Source organism: Massilia sp. ST3, from assembly GCF_018119405.1.
Taxonomy (GTDB): domain Bacteria; phylum Pseudomonadota; class Gammaproteobacteria; order Burkholderiales; family Burkholderiaceae_D; genus Telluria.
The window spans coordinates 1-13,400 of the sequence record NZ_JAGPWC010000100.1 but is presented as its reverse complement, the minus strand read 5'-3'; the positions used below and the strand labels follow the sequence as shown (position 1 = coordinate 13,400).

The 13,400-nt window shown below is 68.6% G+C and carries 13 protein-coding genes and 1 riboswitch; all 13 genes read right to left on the bottom strand.

Annotated elements, in window-relative coordinates:
• Positions 1 to 230 precede the first annotated feature (230 nt).
• On the bottom strand, positions 231 to 1,685 hold the full coding sequence (locus tag KBW98_RS22275; RefSeq protein WP_211522360.1) for a cobyric acid synthase: 1,455 nt from the start codon (positions 1,683 to 1,685) through the stop codon (positions 231 to 233).
• The gene (locus KBW98_RS22270; RefSeq protein WP_211522361.1) at positions 1,682 to 2,557 is read right to left on the bottom strand and encodes a cobalamin-binding protein; all 876 of its coding nucleotides are present in this window, start codon (positions 2,555 to 2,557) and stop codon (positions 1,682 to 1,684) included. The genes KBW98_RS22275 and KBW98_RS22270 overlap by 4 nt, the downstream gene beginning before the upstream one ends.
• A complete protein-coding gene (gene cobD / locus KBW98_RS22265; RefSeq protein WP_211522359.1) occupies positions 2,557 to 3,534 on the bottom strand; it encodes a threonine-phosphate decarboxylase CobD in 978 nt (325 codons plus the stop codon). The genes KBW98_RS22270 and cobD overlap by 1 nt, the downstream gene beginning before the upstream one ends.
• Positions 3,527 to 4,471, bottom strand: a complete 945-nt coding sequence (cbiB, locus tag KBW98_RS22260; protein WP_211522358.1) for an adenosylcobinamide-phosphate synthase CbiB — start codon at positions 4,469 to 4,471, stop codon at positions 3,527 to 3,529. The genes cobD and cbiB overlap by 8 nt, the downstream gene beginning before the upstream one ends.
• The gene (cobU, locus tag KBW98_RS22255; RefSeq protein ID WP_211522357.1) at positions 4,465 to 5,025 is read right to left on the bottom strand and encodes a bifunctional adenosylcobinamide kinase/adenosylcobinamide-phosphate guanylyltransferase; all 561 of its coding nucleotides are present in this window, start codon (positions 5,023 to 5,025) and stop codon (positions 4,465 to 4,467) included. Before cobU ends, cbiB begins: the two co-directional genes overlap by 7 nt.
• On the bottom strand, positions 5,022 to 6,326 hold the full coding sequence (locus tag KBW98_RS22250) for a cobyrinate a,c-diamide synthase (protein WP_211522356.1): 1,305 nt from the start codon (positions 6,324 to 6,326) through the stop codon (positions 5,022 to 5,024). Before KBW98_RS22250 ends, cobU begins: the two co-directional genes overlap by 4 nt.
• 2 nt (positions 6,327 to 6,328) lie before the next feature.
• The gene (cobO, locus tag KBW98_RS22245) at positions 6,329 to 6,955 is read right to left on the bottom strand and encodes a cob(I)yrinic acid a,c-diamide adenosyltransferase (RefSeq protein ID WP_211522355.1); all 627 of its coding nucleotides are present in this window, start codon (positions 6,953 to 6,955) and stop codon (positions 6,329 to 6,331) included.
• On the bottom strand, positions 6,952 to 7,725 hold the full coding sequence (locus tag KBW98_RS22240; RefSeq protein WP_211522354.1) for an ABC transporter ATP-binding protein: 774 nt from the start codon (positions 7,723 to 7,725) through the stop codon (positions 6,952 to 6,954). Before KBW98_RS22240 ends, cobO begins: the two co-directional genes overlap by 4 nt.
• A gap of 2 nt (positions 7,726 to 7,727) precedes the next feature.
• Complete coding sequence (locus tag KBW98_RS22235) at positions 7,728 to 8,750, bottom strand: iron ABC transporter permease (RefSeq protein WP_211522353.1); 1,023 nt, start codon at positions 8,748 to 8,750, stop codon at positions 7,728 to 7,730.
• A gap of 29 nt (positions 8,751 to 8,779) precedes the next feature.
• Positions 8,780 to 10,615 (bottom strand): TonB-dependent receptor domain-containing protein, encoded by a 1,836-nt coding sequence (locus tag KBW98_RS22230; RefSeq protein WP_211522352.1) that lies wholly within the window; start codon positions 10,613 to 10,615, stop codon positions 8,780 to 8,782.
• Positions 10,616 to 10,680: 65 nt separating this feature from the next.
• Positions 10,681 to 10,901: riboswitch (cobalamin riboswitch) on the bottom strand.
• Between the two features lie 7 nt (positions 10,902 to 10,908).
• Complete coding sequence (cobC, locus tag KBW98_RS22225) at positions 10,909 to 11,448, bottom strand: alpha-ribazole phosphatase family protein (RefSeq protein ID WP_211522351.1); 540 nt, start codon at positions 11,446 to 11,448, stop codon at positions 10,909 to 10,911.
• Positions 11,449 to 11,450: 2 nt separating this feature from the next.
• Positions 11,451 to 12,230 carry an adenosylcobinamide-GDP ribazoletransferase gene (locus KBW98_RS22220; protein ID WP_211522350.1) on the bottom strand — a complete coding sequence of 260 codons (780 nt, stop codon included), beginning with the start codon at positions 12,228 to 12,230 and terminating at the stop codon, positions 11,451 to 11,453.
• Positions 12,231 to 13,265, bottom strand: coding sequence for a nicotinate-nucleotide--dimethylbenzimidazole phosphoribosyltransferase (gene cobT / locus KBW98_RS22215; RefSeq protein WP_211522349.1), 1,035 nt, complete (start codon positions 13,263 to 13,265; stop codon positions 12,231 to 12,233).
• Between the last annotated feature and the right edge of the window lie 135 nt (positions 13,266 to 13,400).

Sequence of the window (13,400 nt, the reverse complement as noted above, 5' to 3'; positions counted from 1 at the left end):
TCAGCGATACGCAGGCAAACTTGGATCCCGGCCTTCGCCGGGATGACGGCTTCGAGGTAAACGGTCGAAAACACTGCAGCGAATCGCTCCAGCATCGCTAGCACGTCGTATGCGCCACTGGCGCCTACGACTTCCGGCGGAGGCCGGAATCGAGGTTCAACCAGCCCTCGCACATCGCACCGCCAAAACACGCATCGATTCGCCGACCTACGATGCCATCGAATTGGCCATCACCGCAGCGCAACCAGATTGTCGAACATCTCTTCCGCCGCATCCGCGATCCGATCCAGGCTGGCCTCTCTCAGCGCATGCGTATCTACCCGCTTTTCAGACCGCAGCCCTGACCAGCGCAACAGCTCCTGGCATGCATCGGGATGATCGAACAACCCATGCAGGTAAGTCCCCAGCACCTGTCCGTCCTTCGACAGCGCTCCTTCGCCACGACCGTCGATCACGAAGGCCGGCGCCTCCAGCGCAACGCCTTCCGACACCCCCATGTGAATCTCGTAGCCATCCACGCGCGCATCGCGCCGCGCACCGAAGGCACAGACACCGCTCACTTGCGCCAGCCGTTTCTCAGCCCCCAGCGTGGTATCGATAGCGAGCAGTCCCAAACCCTCTGACATACCGGCTGCTCCCTCGACCCCATGCGGGTCCGATACCGACCGCCCCAGCATCTGGAAGCCGCCGCAAATGCCGATCACCTTGCCGCCATAGCGCAGGTGCCGCGCCAGCTCCTCATGCCAGCCCTGCTGCCGCAGCCACGCCAGGTCGCCGCGCGTGTTCTTGCTCCCAGGGAGAACGATCAAATCCGCACCAGGGATGGCTTCTCCCTGCCGCACGAAACGCAAGTCCACATCAGGATGCGCACGCAGCGCATCGAAATCCGTGTGATTGCTCATGCGCGGCAGGCTCGGCACCACCACGCGGAATTGCCCGCGCCCTGATTGCGCCGGCTGCACGGCATCTTCCGCATCCAGGTACAGGCCGTGCAGGTAAGGCAGCACGCCCAGCACGGGCTTGCCGGTTTTCTCTTCCAGCCACTGCAGGCCAGGTTCAAGCAGGGAGATATCGCCGCGGAAGCGGTTGATCACGAAGCCGATGATGCGCCGGCGCTCCGACTCCGACAGGCAGGACAGGGTGCCTACCAGGTGGGCGAACACGCCGCCGCGGTCGATGTCCGCGACCAGGATCACGGGGCAGTCGACCGCCTCGGCAAATCCCATGTTGGCGATGTCGCGGTCGCGCAGGTTGATCTCCGCCGGGCTGCCGGCGCCTTCCACGATCACCGCGTCGTACTGGGCCGACAGGCGCCGGTGCGATTCCAGCACGGCCGCCATCGCCACCGTCTTGTACTGGTGATAGTCGCGCGCATTCATCTCCGCGCGCACCCGGCCATGGATGATGACCTGGGCGCCAGTGTCGCTCGAGGGCTTGAGCAGCACCGGATTCATGTCGGTGTGCGGTTCCACGCCAGCGGCGATGGCCTGCAGCGCTTGCGCCCGGCCGATCTCGCCGCCGTCACGGGTCACCGCGCTGTTCAGCGCCATGTTCTGCGGCTTGAACGGCGCCACGCGGCAGCCGCGGCGCTTCAGCAGGCGGCAGATCGCCGCCACCAATGTACTCTTGCCGGCGTCCGAGGTCGTACCCTGCACCATCAGGGTCTGGTAAGGGAAAGGCTTCATGGGGTGCGATGCCGGCGGGCCAGCTCGAGTTTCTCGCACAGCGCCGCGGCGCCCTCGATCATGCGCGGACCGGCGCGGTTGAGCAGGTCGCCTTCGAGCGTGAACAGGTTATCTCTGCGCACCGCGAGCATGGTCCGGTAAGGCTCCCATAGTCCGACGCCGCCATAGTTCTTCTCGGCCGTGCCGATCACTGCTTCCGGGTCGGCCTGCAGCACGCTCTCGACCGACACCATCGGCGCCACGACGCCGAGCTTGTCGAAGATATTCTCGCCCCCGCACAGGCGCAGCGCATCGGTGACGATGTGCTTGCCGCTGAGCGTGTATAGCGGCTTGTCCCATACCTGGTAGAAGGTGCGCACCGTGGGCCGGTTCGCAAAGCGCGCGCGCAGGCTCGCCAGCTGCTGACGTAATTGGGCCGCCGCCGCCTTGGCTTCCGTCTCGGTGCCCATCAGCTGTCCAAGCCGCTGCAGGTTGTCGGGAATGTTTTCAAGCGTCTGCGGATCGCTCTGGAACACCGGTACGCCGAGCTGCTTGACGATCTCGATCTGCCGCTCGGAGCTGTTGTGCATCCAGGCCACGATCAGGTCCGGCTTGAGGGCGACGATGCGCTCGAGGTCGACCTCGCGGTTCGAGCCGATGCGCGGGATGCTCTTCGCCGCTTCCGGATAATCGCTGTAGGTGACGGCGCCGACGATACGCTTGCCGCCACCGGCCGCGAACAGCATCTCCGTGACGTGCGGCGCCATTGAGATCACGCGCTCGGCCGGCTTGGCCACCGTGACCAGCCTGCCGGCATCGTCCTTGACCGTCACCGCGGCCTGGGCCTGGACCTGGACCGCCAGCGCACAGGCCAGCAGCATCGTCTTCCTCATCATTTGCTCCATTCGAGTAATGCCTGGTTCAGGCGCCGCCAGCCGTCTTCCTCGGGCGGGAGACCAAGCCGGATGCCCCGCGCGGCGTCGCGGAACAAGCGGCACCAGATGCCGCGGTGCGCCAGGTGTTCGTGAAACGCTTCGGGTTCGGCCTCTGCCCACCAATGAAACAAAGGCGTGCCCGCTGAAGCAATGTCGTGCGCCTGCAGCATCGCACGCATGCGTTCCCCTGACTGCGCGAGTTGCCGCTGCGTTTCGCGTTGCCAGTCCATGTCGCGCAGCGCGCGCAATGCAATCTCCTGCGCCGGACCACTCACCGCCCAGGGACCGAGCAGGTCGGCCAGTCCGTCCAGCAGCGTCTCATGCGCCGCCACGAAACCCAGGCGCAGGCCTGCAAGCCCGAAGAACTTGCCGACCGAGCGCAGGACGATCAGGCCAGGTGCACCGGAATGCGGCGCCACGCTGAGCGACGGCGCGGTGTCGCCGAAGGCTTCGTCCACCACCAGCCAGCCGCCACGTGTCCGCAGCCGTGCGGCCCAGTCCAGCAAATGCGCCGGCGGTACCGTCTCGCCGGTCGGATTGTTGGGGTTGACGACCACTACCACGTCGCTCTCGTCTACCGCCTGCTCGAGATCGGCGTAGGGGACCAGCCGGCGCGTGTGGCCGTGCAGGTTCCAGTGATGAGCGTGTTCCGCATACGAGGGCGCCGAGACCGTCACCCGCGACGGCGGCCGCAGGCGTGGCAAGGCCTGGATCGCGGCCTGGGTGCCTGCCACCGGCAACAGGCGCGGCGCCCCGTAGTAGCTGCAGGCCGCATCGAGCAGCCGCGCGTCCGGTTCCGGCAGCCGGTGCCAGGCTTGCGGCGACAAGGGGGGCACGGGATAAGCATGGGGATTGATGCCCGTCGACAGGTCGATCCAGTCGCTGCGTCCGTAGCGCCGCGCGGCATCGCGCAGGTTGCCGCCGTGTTCAAGCATGGGCGCCTCCGATCGAGAGCAGCAGGGCCGCCGCGCATACCGCGCCAGCCCATAGCAGTGTTGTCCTGGAGACCAGCCGCCATGCGCGCAGGATGTCGGCCGCTGCCGCCGCGGGCCCGGCGCCCAGCGGCGGGCGGTGTTCGACTTCGCCGTCGTAGGTCGCGGCGCCACCGAGCGAGACGCCCAGCGCGCCCGCGCCGCTGGCCATCACCGGGCCGGCGTTCGGGCTGCTCCATGCCGGCGCCTGGGTGCGCCAGCAGCGCCAGGCACGCGCACGGTCCGAGCCGGCAAGCAGCACATACGAGAGCGCGGTCAGACGTGCCGGCAGGTAGTTGAGGAGGTCGTCAGTGCGCGCGGCGCAGCGGCCGAACAGGGTGTAGCGCGCATTGCGGTAGCCCCACATGGCGTCCAGCGTATTCGCCAGCCGGAACAGCACCGCGCCGGGTCCGCCGGCGACAACGAACCAGAACAGGGTGCCGAACACGGCGTCATTGCCGTTTTCGAGCAGGGATTCGGCGCTGGCCTTGGCCAGGTCGGCTTCCCCCGCGTCGGCGGTATCGCGGCTGACGATGCGCGCGGTGAGCATGCGCGCCTGCGCCAGGTCGCCCTCGCGCAGCGCCACGTAGATGGGCAGCGTGTGGTCGCGCAGGCTGCGCAGCCCGATGCACAGGTAGAGCAGTATGGCGTGCAGCCACAGCCCGGCGGAATCAAGCATCAGCCAGGAAACGGCGCTCAGCGGCAGCACCGCCAGCAGCCAGGCGGCGGCGCCCCGCCAGAAGCGTGCGCCGCCGCGGTTCAGGCGCCGTTCCAGCCAGCCGGCCAGGTGTCCAAAGCCGACCAGCGGATGCCAGCGTCGCGCTTCGCCCAATAACAGGTCGAGCAGGATACCCGCGACCAGTAGCAGGGCAAGCGCCAGCGGCGAAAGGCCGCTCAGCACGGCGCACCTTTGAGCACCAGCGGCAGGCCCGCGGCGACGAACACGGCGCGCTGCGCCCGCGCCGCGACTGCCTGGTTCAGGCGTCCCGCCTCGTCCACGAAGCTGCGCGACACCGCGCCCCAGGGCACGATGCCCATGCCGACCTCGTTCGACACGAACACGGCGTCGCCCGCCAGTCCCGCATCGAGTGCCTCCAGCAGCGCGGCGCGCTCTTCATGGAAGCGCGGCGGCAGCGCCACTTCTCCCACCTCGGGATAGTCGCGGCCATCCGAGAACATCAGGTTGCTGAGCCAGAGCGTCAGGCAATCGACGAGCACCAGCCGCTGCGGCGCGCACCAGGTGCGCAGCACCTGGGCCAGCCCCAGCTCTTCCTCGACCGTATGCCAGTGAACGGGACGGCGCGCGCGGTGGTGCGTAATCCGCGCCGCCATTTCGCCATCGCCCGCGCGCGAGGTGGCGACATAGACGACTTCCTTGCCGGAGGCTTGCGCCAGGCTTTCGGCGAAAGCGCTCTTGCCCGAACGGGCACCGCCGAACACCAGGGTCGCGCTCACCGCGCCTTACCCAGGAACATCGCAGCCACGGCCTCCGGATTGGATGGGAAGTAGGCGTGGAAGTAGGAGGCGGTCAGCGCGCCGAGCCGGTAGATGGCCTCGCCTTGGGCGCCGCCGTTCTGCTTGACCGTGTGTCCCTGCGGCGGCAGATTTGAATCCATGAGCGAGTAATGGAAAGTATGGCCGCGCAGTTCGCCGTGGGCGGTCGGCATCGCATGTAGTCCCAGTCCACTCACGCGCGGCTGCATCACGACTTCGCCCTGCACCAGGCCGGCCATTTGCCAGCGCTGCCCCTGCTTGTCGGTCAGGCCGTCGGCGATCGCCATCATGCCGCCGCATTCGGCGACGATCGGCACGCCGCGCGCATGGGCGTCGCGGATCGAGGCGCGCCACTGCGTGGCCGCCTCCAGCGCAGGGCAGTGCAGCTCGGGATAGCCGCCCGGCAGGTAGATCGCATCGGCATCCGGCGGCACTGGCTCGTCGCCCAGCGGCGCGAAGTACACCAGGCGCGCGCCCATCTGTTGCAGTAGCTCGGCATTGGCCGGGTAGACAAACACGAAGGCGGCGTCGCGCGCGATGGCGATGGTGCGGCCGGCAAGCGGCTGCGCCGGTGGCGCCGCCGCTTGCGCCGGCGCCGCAGGCAGGATGGGCAACGCGTCCCAGGCCGTGTCGTCGAAGTCGATCTGTCCGGCCACGGCGTCGAGCATCTCTTCCACCTTGGGGAGCTCGCCCGGCACCACCAGGCCAAGGTGGCGCTCCGGCAGCTTCTTTTCCTGGCGCGGCAGGGAACCGATCAGCGGGATGTCGCGCAGCGAGGCCTTGACCATGGCCGCGTGGCCGGGACTGGCGATGCGGTTGGCGACCACGCCGGCCAGCTGCACCGGGCCATAGTCGCGCAAGCCCTGCGCCACCGCCCCCGCGGTTTGCGCCATGGCCGAGGCGTCGAGCACGGCCAGCACCGGGATAGCGAACTCGCGCGCCAGGTCGGCCGCCGAGGGCGTGCCGTCGTACAAGCCCATTACGCCTTCGACCAGGATGGCGTCCGCCTCGCGCGCCGCCTCGCCCAGCCGGCGGCGGCATTCGTCCAGCCCGACCATCCACAGGTCGAGGTTGTAGACGGGCGAACCGCAGGCGCGCTCCAGCAGCAGCGGATCGATGAAGTCGGGGCCGCACTTGAAGACCCGCACCCGCTTGCCCATGCGCACCAGGCGCCGCGCCAGCGCGGCGGTTACCGTCGTCTTGCCCTGGCCGGAGGCCATTGCGGCCACCAGCACAACACGTGCTCCACGATGCTCGTCCATGATCACCACTCCGTCCCGGCTTGCGCCGCGATGCCCGCCTTGAAGGCGTGCTTGACCACATTCATCTCGGTGACGGTATCGGCCACCTCCACCAGCTCGGGCGGGGCGCCGCGACCGGTCACCACCACGTGCTGCATCACCGGACGGTCGAGCAGGTCGGCGATCACGGTGTGCACGTCGAGGTAGCGGTACTTCAGTGCGATATTCAGTTCGTCCAGCACCACCATGCCATAAGCAGGGTCGGACAGGAAGCGCCTGGCCTGTTCCCATGCCTCGTTCGCCTTGGCGATGTCGCGTTCGCGGTCTTGGGTTTCCCAGGTGTAGCCCTCGCCCATCGCATGGAAGCTCACCTCGCCGGGGAAGCGGCGCAGGAAGATCTCTTCGCCGGTCGACATGGCGCCCTTGATGAACTGGACCACGCCGACCTTCATGCCATGGCCGAGCGCGCGCGCCACCATGCCGAAACCGCTCGAGCTCTTGCCCTTGCCGTTGCCGGTATTGACGATGAGGATGCCGATTTCCTTGTCGGCCGCCGCGATCTTGGCGTCGATGACCGCCTTCTTGCGCTCCATGCGCGCGCGGTGGCGCTCGTTCAGTGCGGTGATCTCATCCGGGGTCATGTCGTTCATGCGCTTGTCTCGATAGGAATGAAAATGCGGCGGCCGCCATGCTCGAGCATCTCGATCGGATGGCCGAGATAGTCGCTCAGCAGCGCGGGCTGCATGGCCGCATCGACGCTGCCGGCCTGCCAGCGCCCGTCGCCCATGAGCAGCAGCGCGTGGCTGGAGATGCGGTGCGCCAGGTTGAGGTCGTGGCCGATCATGACCACGGTCTTGCCCTGTTCCGCGCACAGGCGGGACAACAGGGCCATGGTGCTGACCTGGTGCGCCAGGTCGAGTGCGTTGGCCGGCTCGTCGAGCAGCAGCAGCGGCGTTTCCTGCGCCAGCATGGCCGCGATGGCCACGCGCTGGCGCTCGCCGCCGGACAGGGTGCGCACGTCGCGCGCGGCCAGGTCGGCCACCTCCATCGCGCCCAGGGCCTGCATGGCCGCGTGGTGGTCGTCGCTGCCTTCCCAGTAGCGGCTGGCGTGATACGGATGGCGGGCCGACAGCACGGTTTCGAGCACGCTGTAGGCGAAGGCGTCGTGCCGCGACTGGGCCAGGAAAGCCCGTTCGCGCGCCAGCTCGGCAGGCTCCCAGCTCGAGAGTTCGCGGCCGCGGATGCTGACGGCGCCGGCGTCCGCGCGGTGCAGCCCGGCCAGGGTGCGCAGCAGGGTACTCTTGCCGGCGCCGTTGCGGCCGATGATGCTCCAGCATTCGCCGGGTGCGACGCGCCAGTCCAGGTTGCGGACCAGGGTGCGGTGGCCCGCCTGCAGGAGAAGGTCGTGGGTCTGGAGCATGATCACTTCCTGAGCCGGTGAAGCTGGTAGAGGAAGACAGGGGCGCCGATGAGCGCCGTGATGGCGCCTACCGGCAGCTGCTGCGGCGCCAGCACGGTGCGCGCGAGGGTATCGCACAGCACCAGGAAGCTGCCGCCGGCCAGCACCGCGGCCGGAATCAGCACGCGGTGGTCGGGCCCGAAGGCAAAGCGGCAGGCGTGCGGAATGATCAGGCCGACGAAGCCCACCGAGCCGGCGCTGGTGACCGCGCTGGCGGTCAACAGGCCGGAAACGAAGAACAGGCCCTTGCGCAGGGCGCCCACGCGTGCGCCCAGGGTCGACGCCGCCTCGGCATGCAGGGCGACCACGTTCATCGCGCGCGCGCTGCGCATGGCGTAGACCAGGGCGCCGGCCAGCACCAGCCAGGGCGTCAGGCGCAGGGGCGCGCCGGCCAGGTCGCCGATCAGCCAGAACACCATGCTGCGCAGGCGTCCTTCCGGCGCGATCGACAGCATCAGGGTAACCAGGGCGCTGCACAGGGCCGACAGGATGACGCCGGTCAGCAGCAGCATCGAGGCGCCGCCCTCGGCCGCCAGCCCGCCGCGCAGATCGCGCCGGGCCAGTAAATACAGCAGCATCGACACGGCGACAGCGCCCAGCAGGGCCGCGCCGTCGACCACTGCGGCCGTGCACATCAGCATCAGTGCCGCCAGCGCGCCCACCGCCGCGCCTGACGAGATGCCGAGCACATAGGGATCGGCCAGCGGGTTGCGCAGCAGGGCCTGCATCATCACCCCGGCCAGGGCCAGGGCGCCGCCGGTCACGAAGGCGGTCAGGGCGCGCCCTGACCGCAGTTCCAGCAGCGAGGCCGGCAAGGACTCGGCGCGGCCGCCCGCCAGCTGGCGCAGCGCGTCGGGCAGTTCCGCCAGCGGCACCCGGATCGACCCGGTCATCCCGGCGAACAGGAGGCTGGCGATGGCGCCCGCCGCCAGGACGGCGATGATGAGCAGGGCGCGCTGGCGCGGCGGACGGATCGGTGGATGCATGCTTGCTTGGTCTCGTGTCGAAGTCCCCGTCAGCGCATGCCGTAGCGCAGGGCCGCGAACCAGGTGCGGCCGCTGGTGCCGTAGTTGCGCGCGACCTCGTACTGCTTGTCCGCGACGTTGTTGAGCCTGACCAGCAGCGACAGTTCCGGGGTGAATTGCCATGTAGTGTACAGGTTGAGCAGGCCGTAGCCACCCAGCGGTCGCAGGTTGGCCGCGTCGTCGAAGCGGCCGCCGGAGAGCTGCCACTCGGCGCCGGCCTTCAGGGTGCCGGCCGTGTAGTCAGCCGCGAAGCTGGCGTGGCGTTTCGCGCGGCGCGCCAGGCGCTTGCCGGTGGTCTCGTCGCGCGGGTCCTGCCAGTCGACGCTGCCGCGCAGGTTGACGCCTGCGAGGCGCGTGCTGCCGCCGATGCTCAGGCCTTCGAGCAGGGCTTCGTTGACGTTGTAGGCGCAGCTGCCGGGACGGTCCGGGCAGGGCGTGGCCGAGACGATCATGTCGCTCAGGCGGTTGCGGTAGTAGCGCGCGTCCAGGTCGACCAGCTTGCCGTCGTAGCGCAGGCCCAGTTCGTGGTTGCGGCCTTTCTCCGGCCTGTTGGTCGGCAGGCCGTAGCCGGGGTAGTACAGTTCGTTGAAAGTCGGCGCGCGGAAGCTGGTGCCGACGCTGGCGCTGGCGCGCAGGCCCATGCCGAAGTCATAGCCGTAGCCGGCCGCGCCCGTGTTCCTGGTGCCGTACACCGAGGAGCGGTCATGGCGCGCGCTCGCATCGAACAGGTGCCCGCCGCGCTTGGCCGAGTAGGCGGCCGCATAGGCATTGGTGATGCGGCTGCGCTGCATGGCGGCGACTTCTTCCTTGCGGTGGCTGTAGAGCAGCTGCAGGGTGTCCGTCCCCAGTGCGACGGCGTTCTGCCAGCTGAACTCGTCCTGCCTGGTGTCGATCTGGCTGGTTCCCGATGGCGCGGCGCTGCTGAAGCTGCCCTGCTTGTCGTCCGAGCGCGCGGCCTGCACGGTGCTGCGCCAGTTGGGCAGGAGCTGGTTGCTCATGAAAAGGGCGACGGTGTTCAGGTCCTGGTCGCTGTGGGTGTCGAAGCTGCCGGCGCCGCTGTCGTACTGGGCGCGCAGGCGGCTGGCCAGGAACTGGGCGCCGATCTCGTGGCCGGGCGCCAGGCCGTAGGCGACGCGGCCGTTGAGGTTGCGGCGGCGGTAGCCGTCTTCGTCCGGGTTGAAGCCGAAGGCGCCGAGACGGGTGGCGGAGAAACCGTCGGAGTCCTCGTATCCGGCGCCGAAGGCGTAGCTGAACGCCTGCTCGCCGGCGGTCGCGCCATGGACGCTGGCGTCCGCCGTACGGGCGCGGTTGCTGCCCGCGCCGATCGAGGCGCTGGCGACCGGGCTGCCTTCACCCTTGCGGGTAAAAATCTGGATCACGCCGCCGATGGCGTCGGCGCCGTACAGGGTGCTGAGCGGACCGTAGACGATCTCGATACGCTCGATGGCGCCCAGCGGCACGGCGTTCCAGCTGGCCGTACCCGTGGTCGAGGAACCGACCCGCACGCCGTCGAGCAGGACCACGACCTGGTTGCTGTTGGCGCCGCGCAGGAACACGCTGGTGGCGGCGCCCGCGCTGCCGTTGCGGGTGATCTCGACGCCGCGCTGGCGCTGCAGGATGTCGGCCACCGAGCCGGCGCCGGAGCGCGCGATCTCTTCGGCATGGATGACGGTGGTGTCGGCGATGACGTCGGCCGCCTGCTGCGGCGTGCGGGTGGCGGTGACGACGACGGTGTCGAAGGCGGGAGCGTCAGCGAAAGCGGAAGACGAAAGAATGGCGAGCGCAAACGACACCGGGGCCGCCTGCCTTGTTACAGGAAAGTTCATGAACAGTTTCTATCAATGGACAACCAGCCGACGTCCCCGTAGGCCAGATTGAACAGGAACGCGCATGCGCGCTCCCACCTTTTGGCCGGTATCCGGGCTGGCAAGTGTGGCCGTCAGACCTTCCCATGCGAACGCACAGTGGTCGAGGAAGACGGTTTGCCGCTTGAAGGCGGCACTTGCTTACCGTTGCGGGGGCAGCACACGTTGGCCTTGCAGGAGGCTTCGTGTTTCCCGTTTAACTGCGCCTGTGGACACAGGCGCGAGCACCAAAACGGCGCCATTATACGAGCTTGTCAGTCTTTCAGCACGATCAGCTCGCCATAGGCGATGCGATGGGCAGCCTGGGCAGCGCGTAGCGCGGCCTCTTCGAGACCGCCGCCCTGGTGCAGCGACGCGAGCAGGCGGATCGTTCCGGCGTGGCAAATGAGGAGGGTCTGTTCGGGGCCGGCGGCGCGAAGCGCGTGAAGGAAGTCCGCCACACGTTCGGCCACGTCCAGGACGCTTTCGCCGCCGCCAGGGCGGTAGTGGAGCAGGTCGGCGCTCCAGGCGTCGACTTCTGCACGGGGGATATCGTCCCAGCTGCGCATCTCCCAGGCGCCGAAATCCATTTCGGCCAGGCGGGTGTCGAACACCGGTGTGGGCGAGAGGCGGCGGGCCAGGTCGGCGCAGCGCTGGAGCGGACTGGAAAAGATGGGCAGCTCGCGTAGGCCATGCAGCGTCAGCGCATCGAGTGCGGCGGCGATACCGGATTCGATGGCCGGCAAGTCCGTGCTGCCGTAGCAGATCCCGGGCGGCGCCTCGGGCTGAGGATGACGCACGAGGTAGAGCCGCATGCTCAGGCCAGCGCGCCCTGGCCGAGTGTGGCCAGGACGGTGAGGTAGACGGATACTTCGGACAGCTGCTGGACGGCGCCCAGGCAGTCACCGGTGTAGCCACCAAGACGGCGTGCGAACTTGCGGGCCAGCCAGAACGCGGCCAGGGCGGCGGCCAGCACGGCGCCCACGCCAGCGGCCATGCTGAGCGCGCCGTGCAGCACGAGCGCGGCGGCGGGAAGGAGTACCGTGATGGCGGCGATGGCAAATTCGGCGCCGCTCATGCGTTCGGCGAGCGGCTTGGCCTTGCCTTCGGCGCGCGCATATTCCATGGCCCAGATCAGCGAGGTCGCGGCCAGGCGCGACAGCGGATGCGCCAGCAGCAGTGCGGCGATGGCGCTGGACGGCGGCAGCATCGCCAGGCTGGTGCACTTTGCGACCAGCATGCACACGACGCCGATCGCACCGTAGGCGCCGACGCGCGAATCCTTCATGATCTCGAGCGCGCGCTCGCGCGTCATGCCGCCGCCCAGGCCATCGCAGGTGTCGGCGAAGCCGTCTTCGTGGAAGGCGCCGGTGAGGTAGATCGTCGCCGCGGTGGACAACACAGCCGCTACCGGCGCCGGCAGGACCAGGGCCGCCGCAGCATACACCGCCGCCGCGATGGCGCCGACCACCAGTCCGACCAGCGGAAAGTAGCGCGAAGCATGGTTCAGCCACGCGGCCTCGAAGCCGACCCAGCGCGGGATCGGCAGGCGCGTGAAGAACTGCAGGGCGATGAAGAACAGGCGCAGCTGTTGCATTTACACCGAGCGCTCGCTGACCTGGGCCGATGCGAAGGTCGCCATCTGGTTCAGGAAATTAGCGCTTGCATGCAGCAGGGGCAGGGCCAGGGCGCTGCCGGTGCCTTCGCCCAGGCGCAGGCCAAGGTCGAGCAGAGGCTTTGCGCCCAGCTGTTCCAGCATCAGCGCATGGCCATGTTCGCCCGAGCAGTGCGAAAACACGCAATAGTCGAGAATGGCCGGCTGCAGGCGCGCGGCGACCAGCAGGGCGCTGGTGACGATGAAGCCGTCGATCAGCAGCACCTTGCGCAGTTCGGCCGCCTTGAGCATGGCGCCGGTCATCATCGCGATCTCGAAGCCGCCGAAGGTGGCCAGCACCGCGAGCGGATCCTTCGCCTCTTCATGCAGCGTTACGGCGGCGGCGATGACCTGCTCCTTGCGCTGGATGCCTTCCGCCGACAGGCCGGTGCCCGCGCCGACACAGCGCGACAGCGGCACGCCGGTCAGCTTGTGCATGATCGCCGCCGCCGCGGTGGTGTTACCGATGCCCATCTCGCCAAAGCCCACCACGTTGCCGGGCAGGTCGCGCACCAGGGCCATGCCGTGTTCGAGCGCGGCCGCGCATTCCCCCGGCGTCATTGCCGCTTCCCGCGCGAAGTTGCGGGTGCCGTTCGCCACCTTGCGGTCCAGCAGGCCGGGGCGCTGGCCGAAAGCGTGGTTCACGCCCGCATCGACCACGTGCAGCGCGCAGCCGTTCTGGCGGGCGAACACATTGATGGCGGCGCCGTCGGCCAGGAAGTTCTCCACCATTTGCCAGGTCACGTCCTGCGGGAAGGCGGACACGCCCTCCACCACCACGCCATGGTCGCCGGCAAACACGAGGATCGCCGGCTGGTCGATGCGCACGGCGGTCGAGCGCTGGACCAGCCCGAGCTGGGCGGCCAAGGACTCGAGCCGGCCAAGGCTGCCGAGCGGCTTGGTCTTGTTATCGATGGCGTCGTTCAGGGCCTGCGCCAGGGCTGCATCATGAATGGGGGAGATGGTTGGGATCTGCATGAGGGGATCGGATCGTGAAAAGGCGGCGGGTACGATAGCACAATCGCAAGCATTGCAAGCGCGGCCCGGCTTTGCTATAGTCTCGCTCCCCGACGCGGACAGCGCTGCGAAGCGATCCAGACGAAGGGGTGAAAT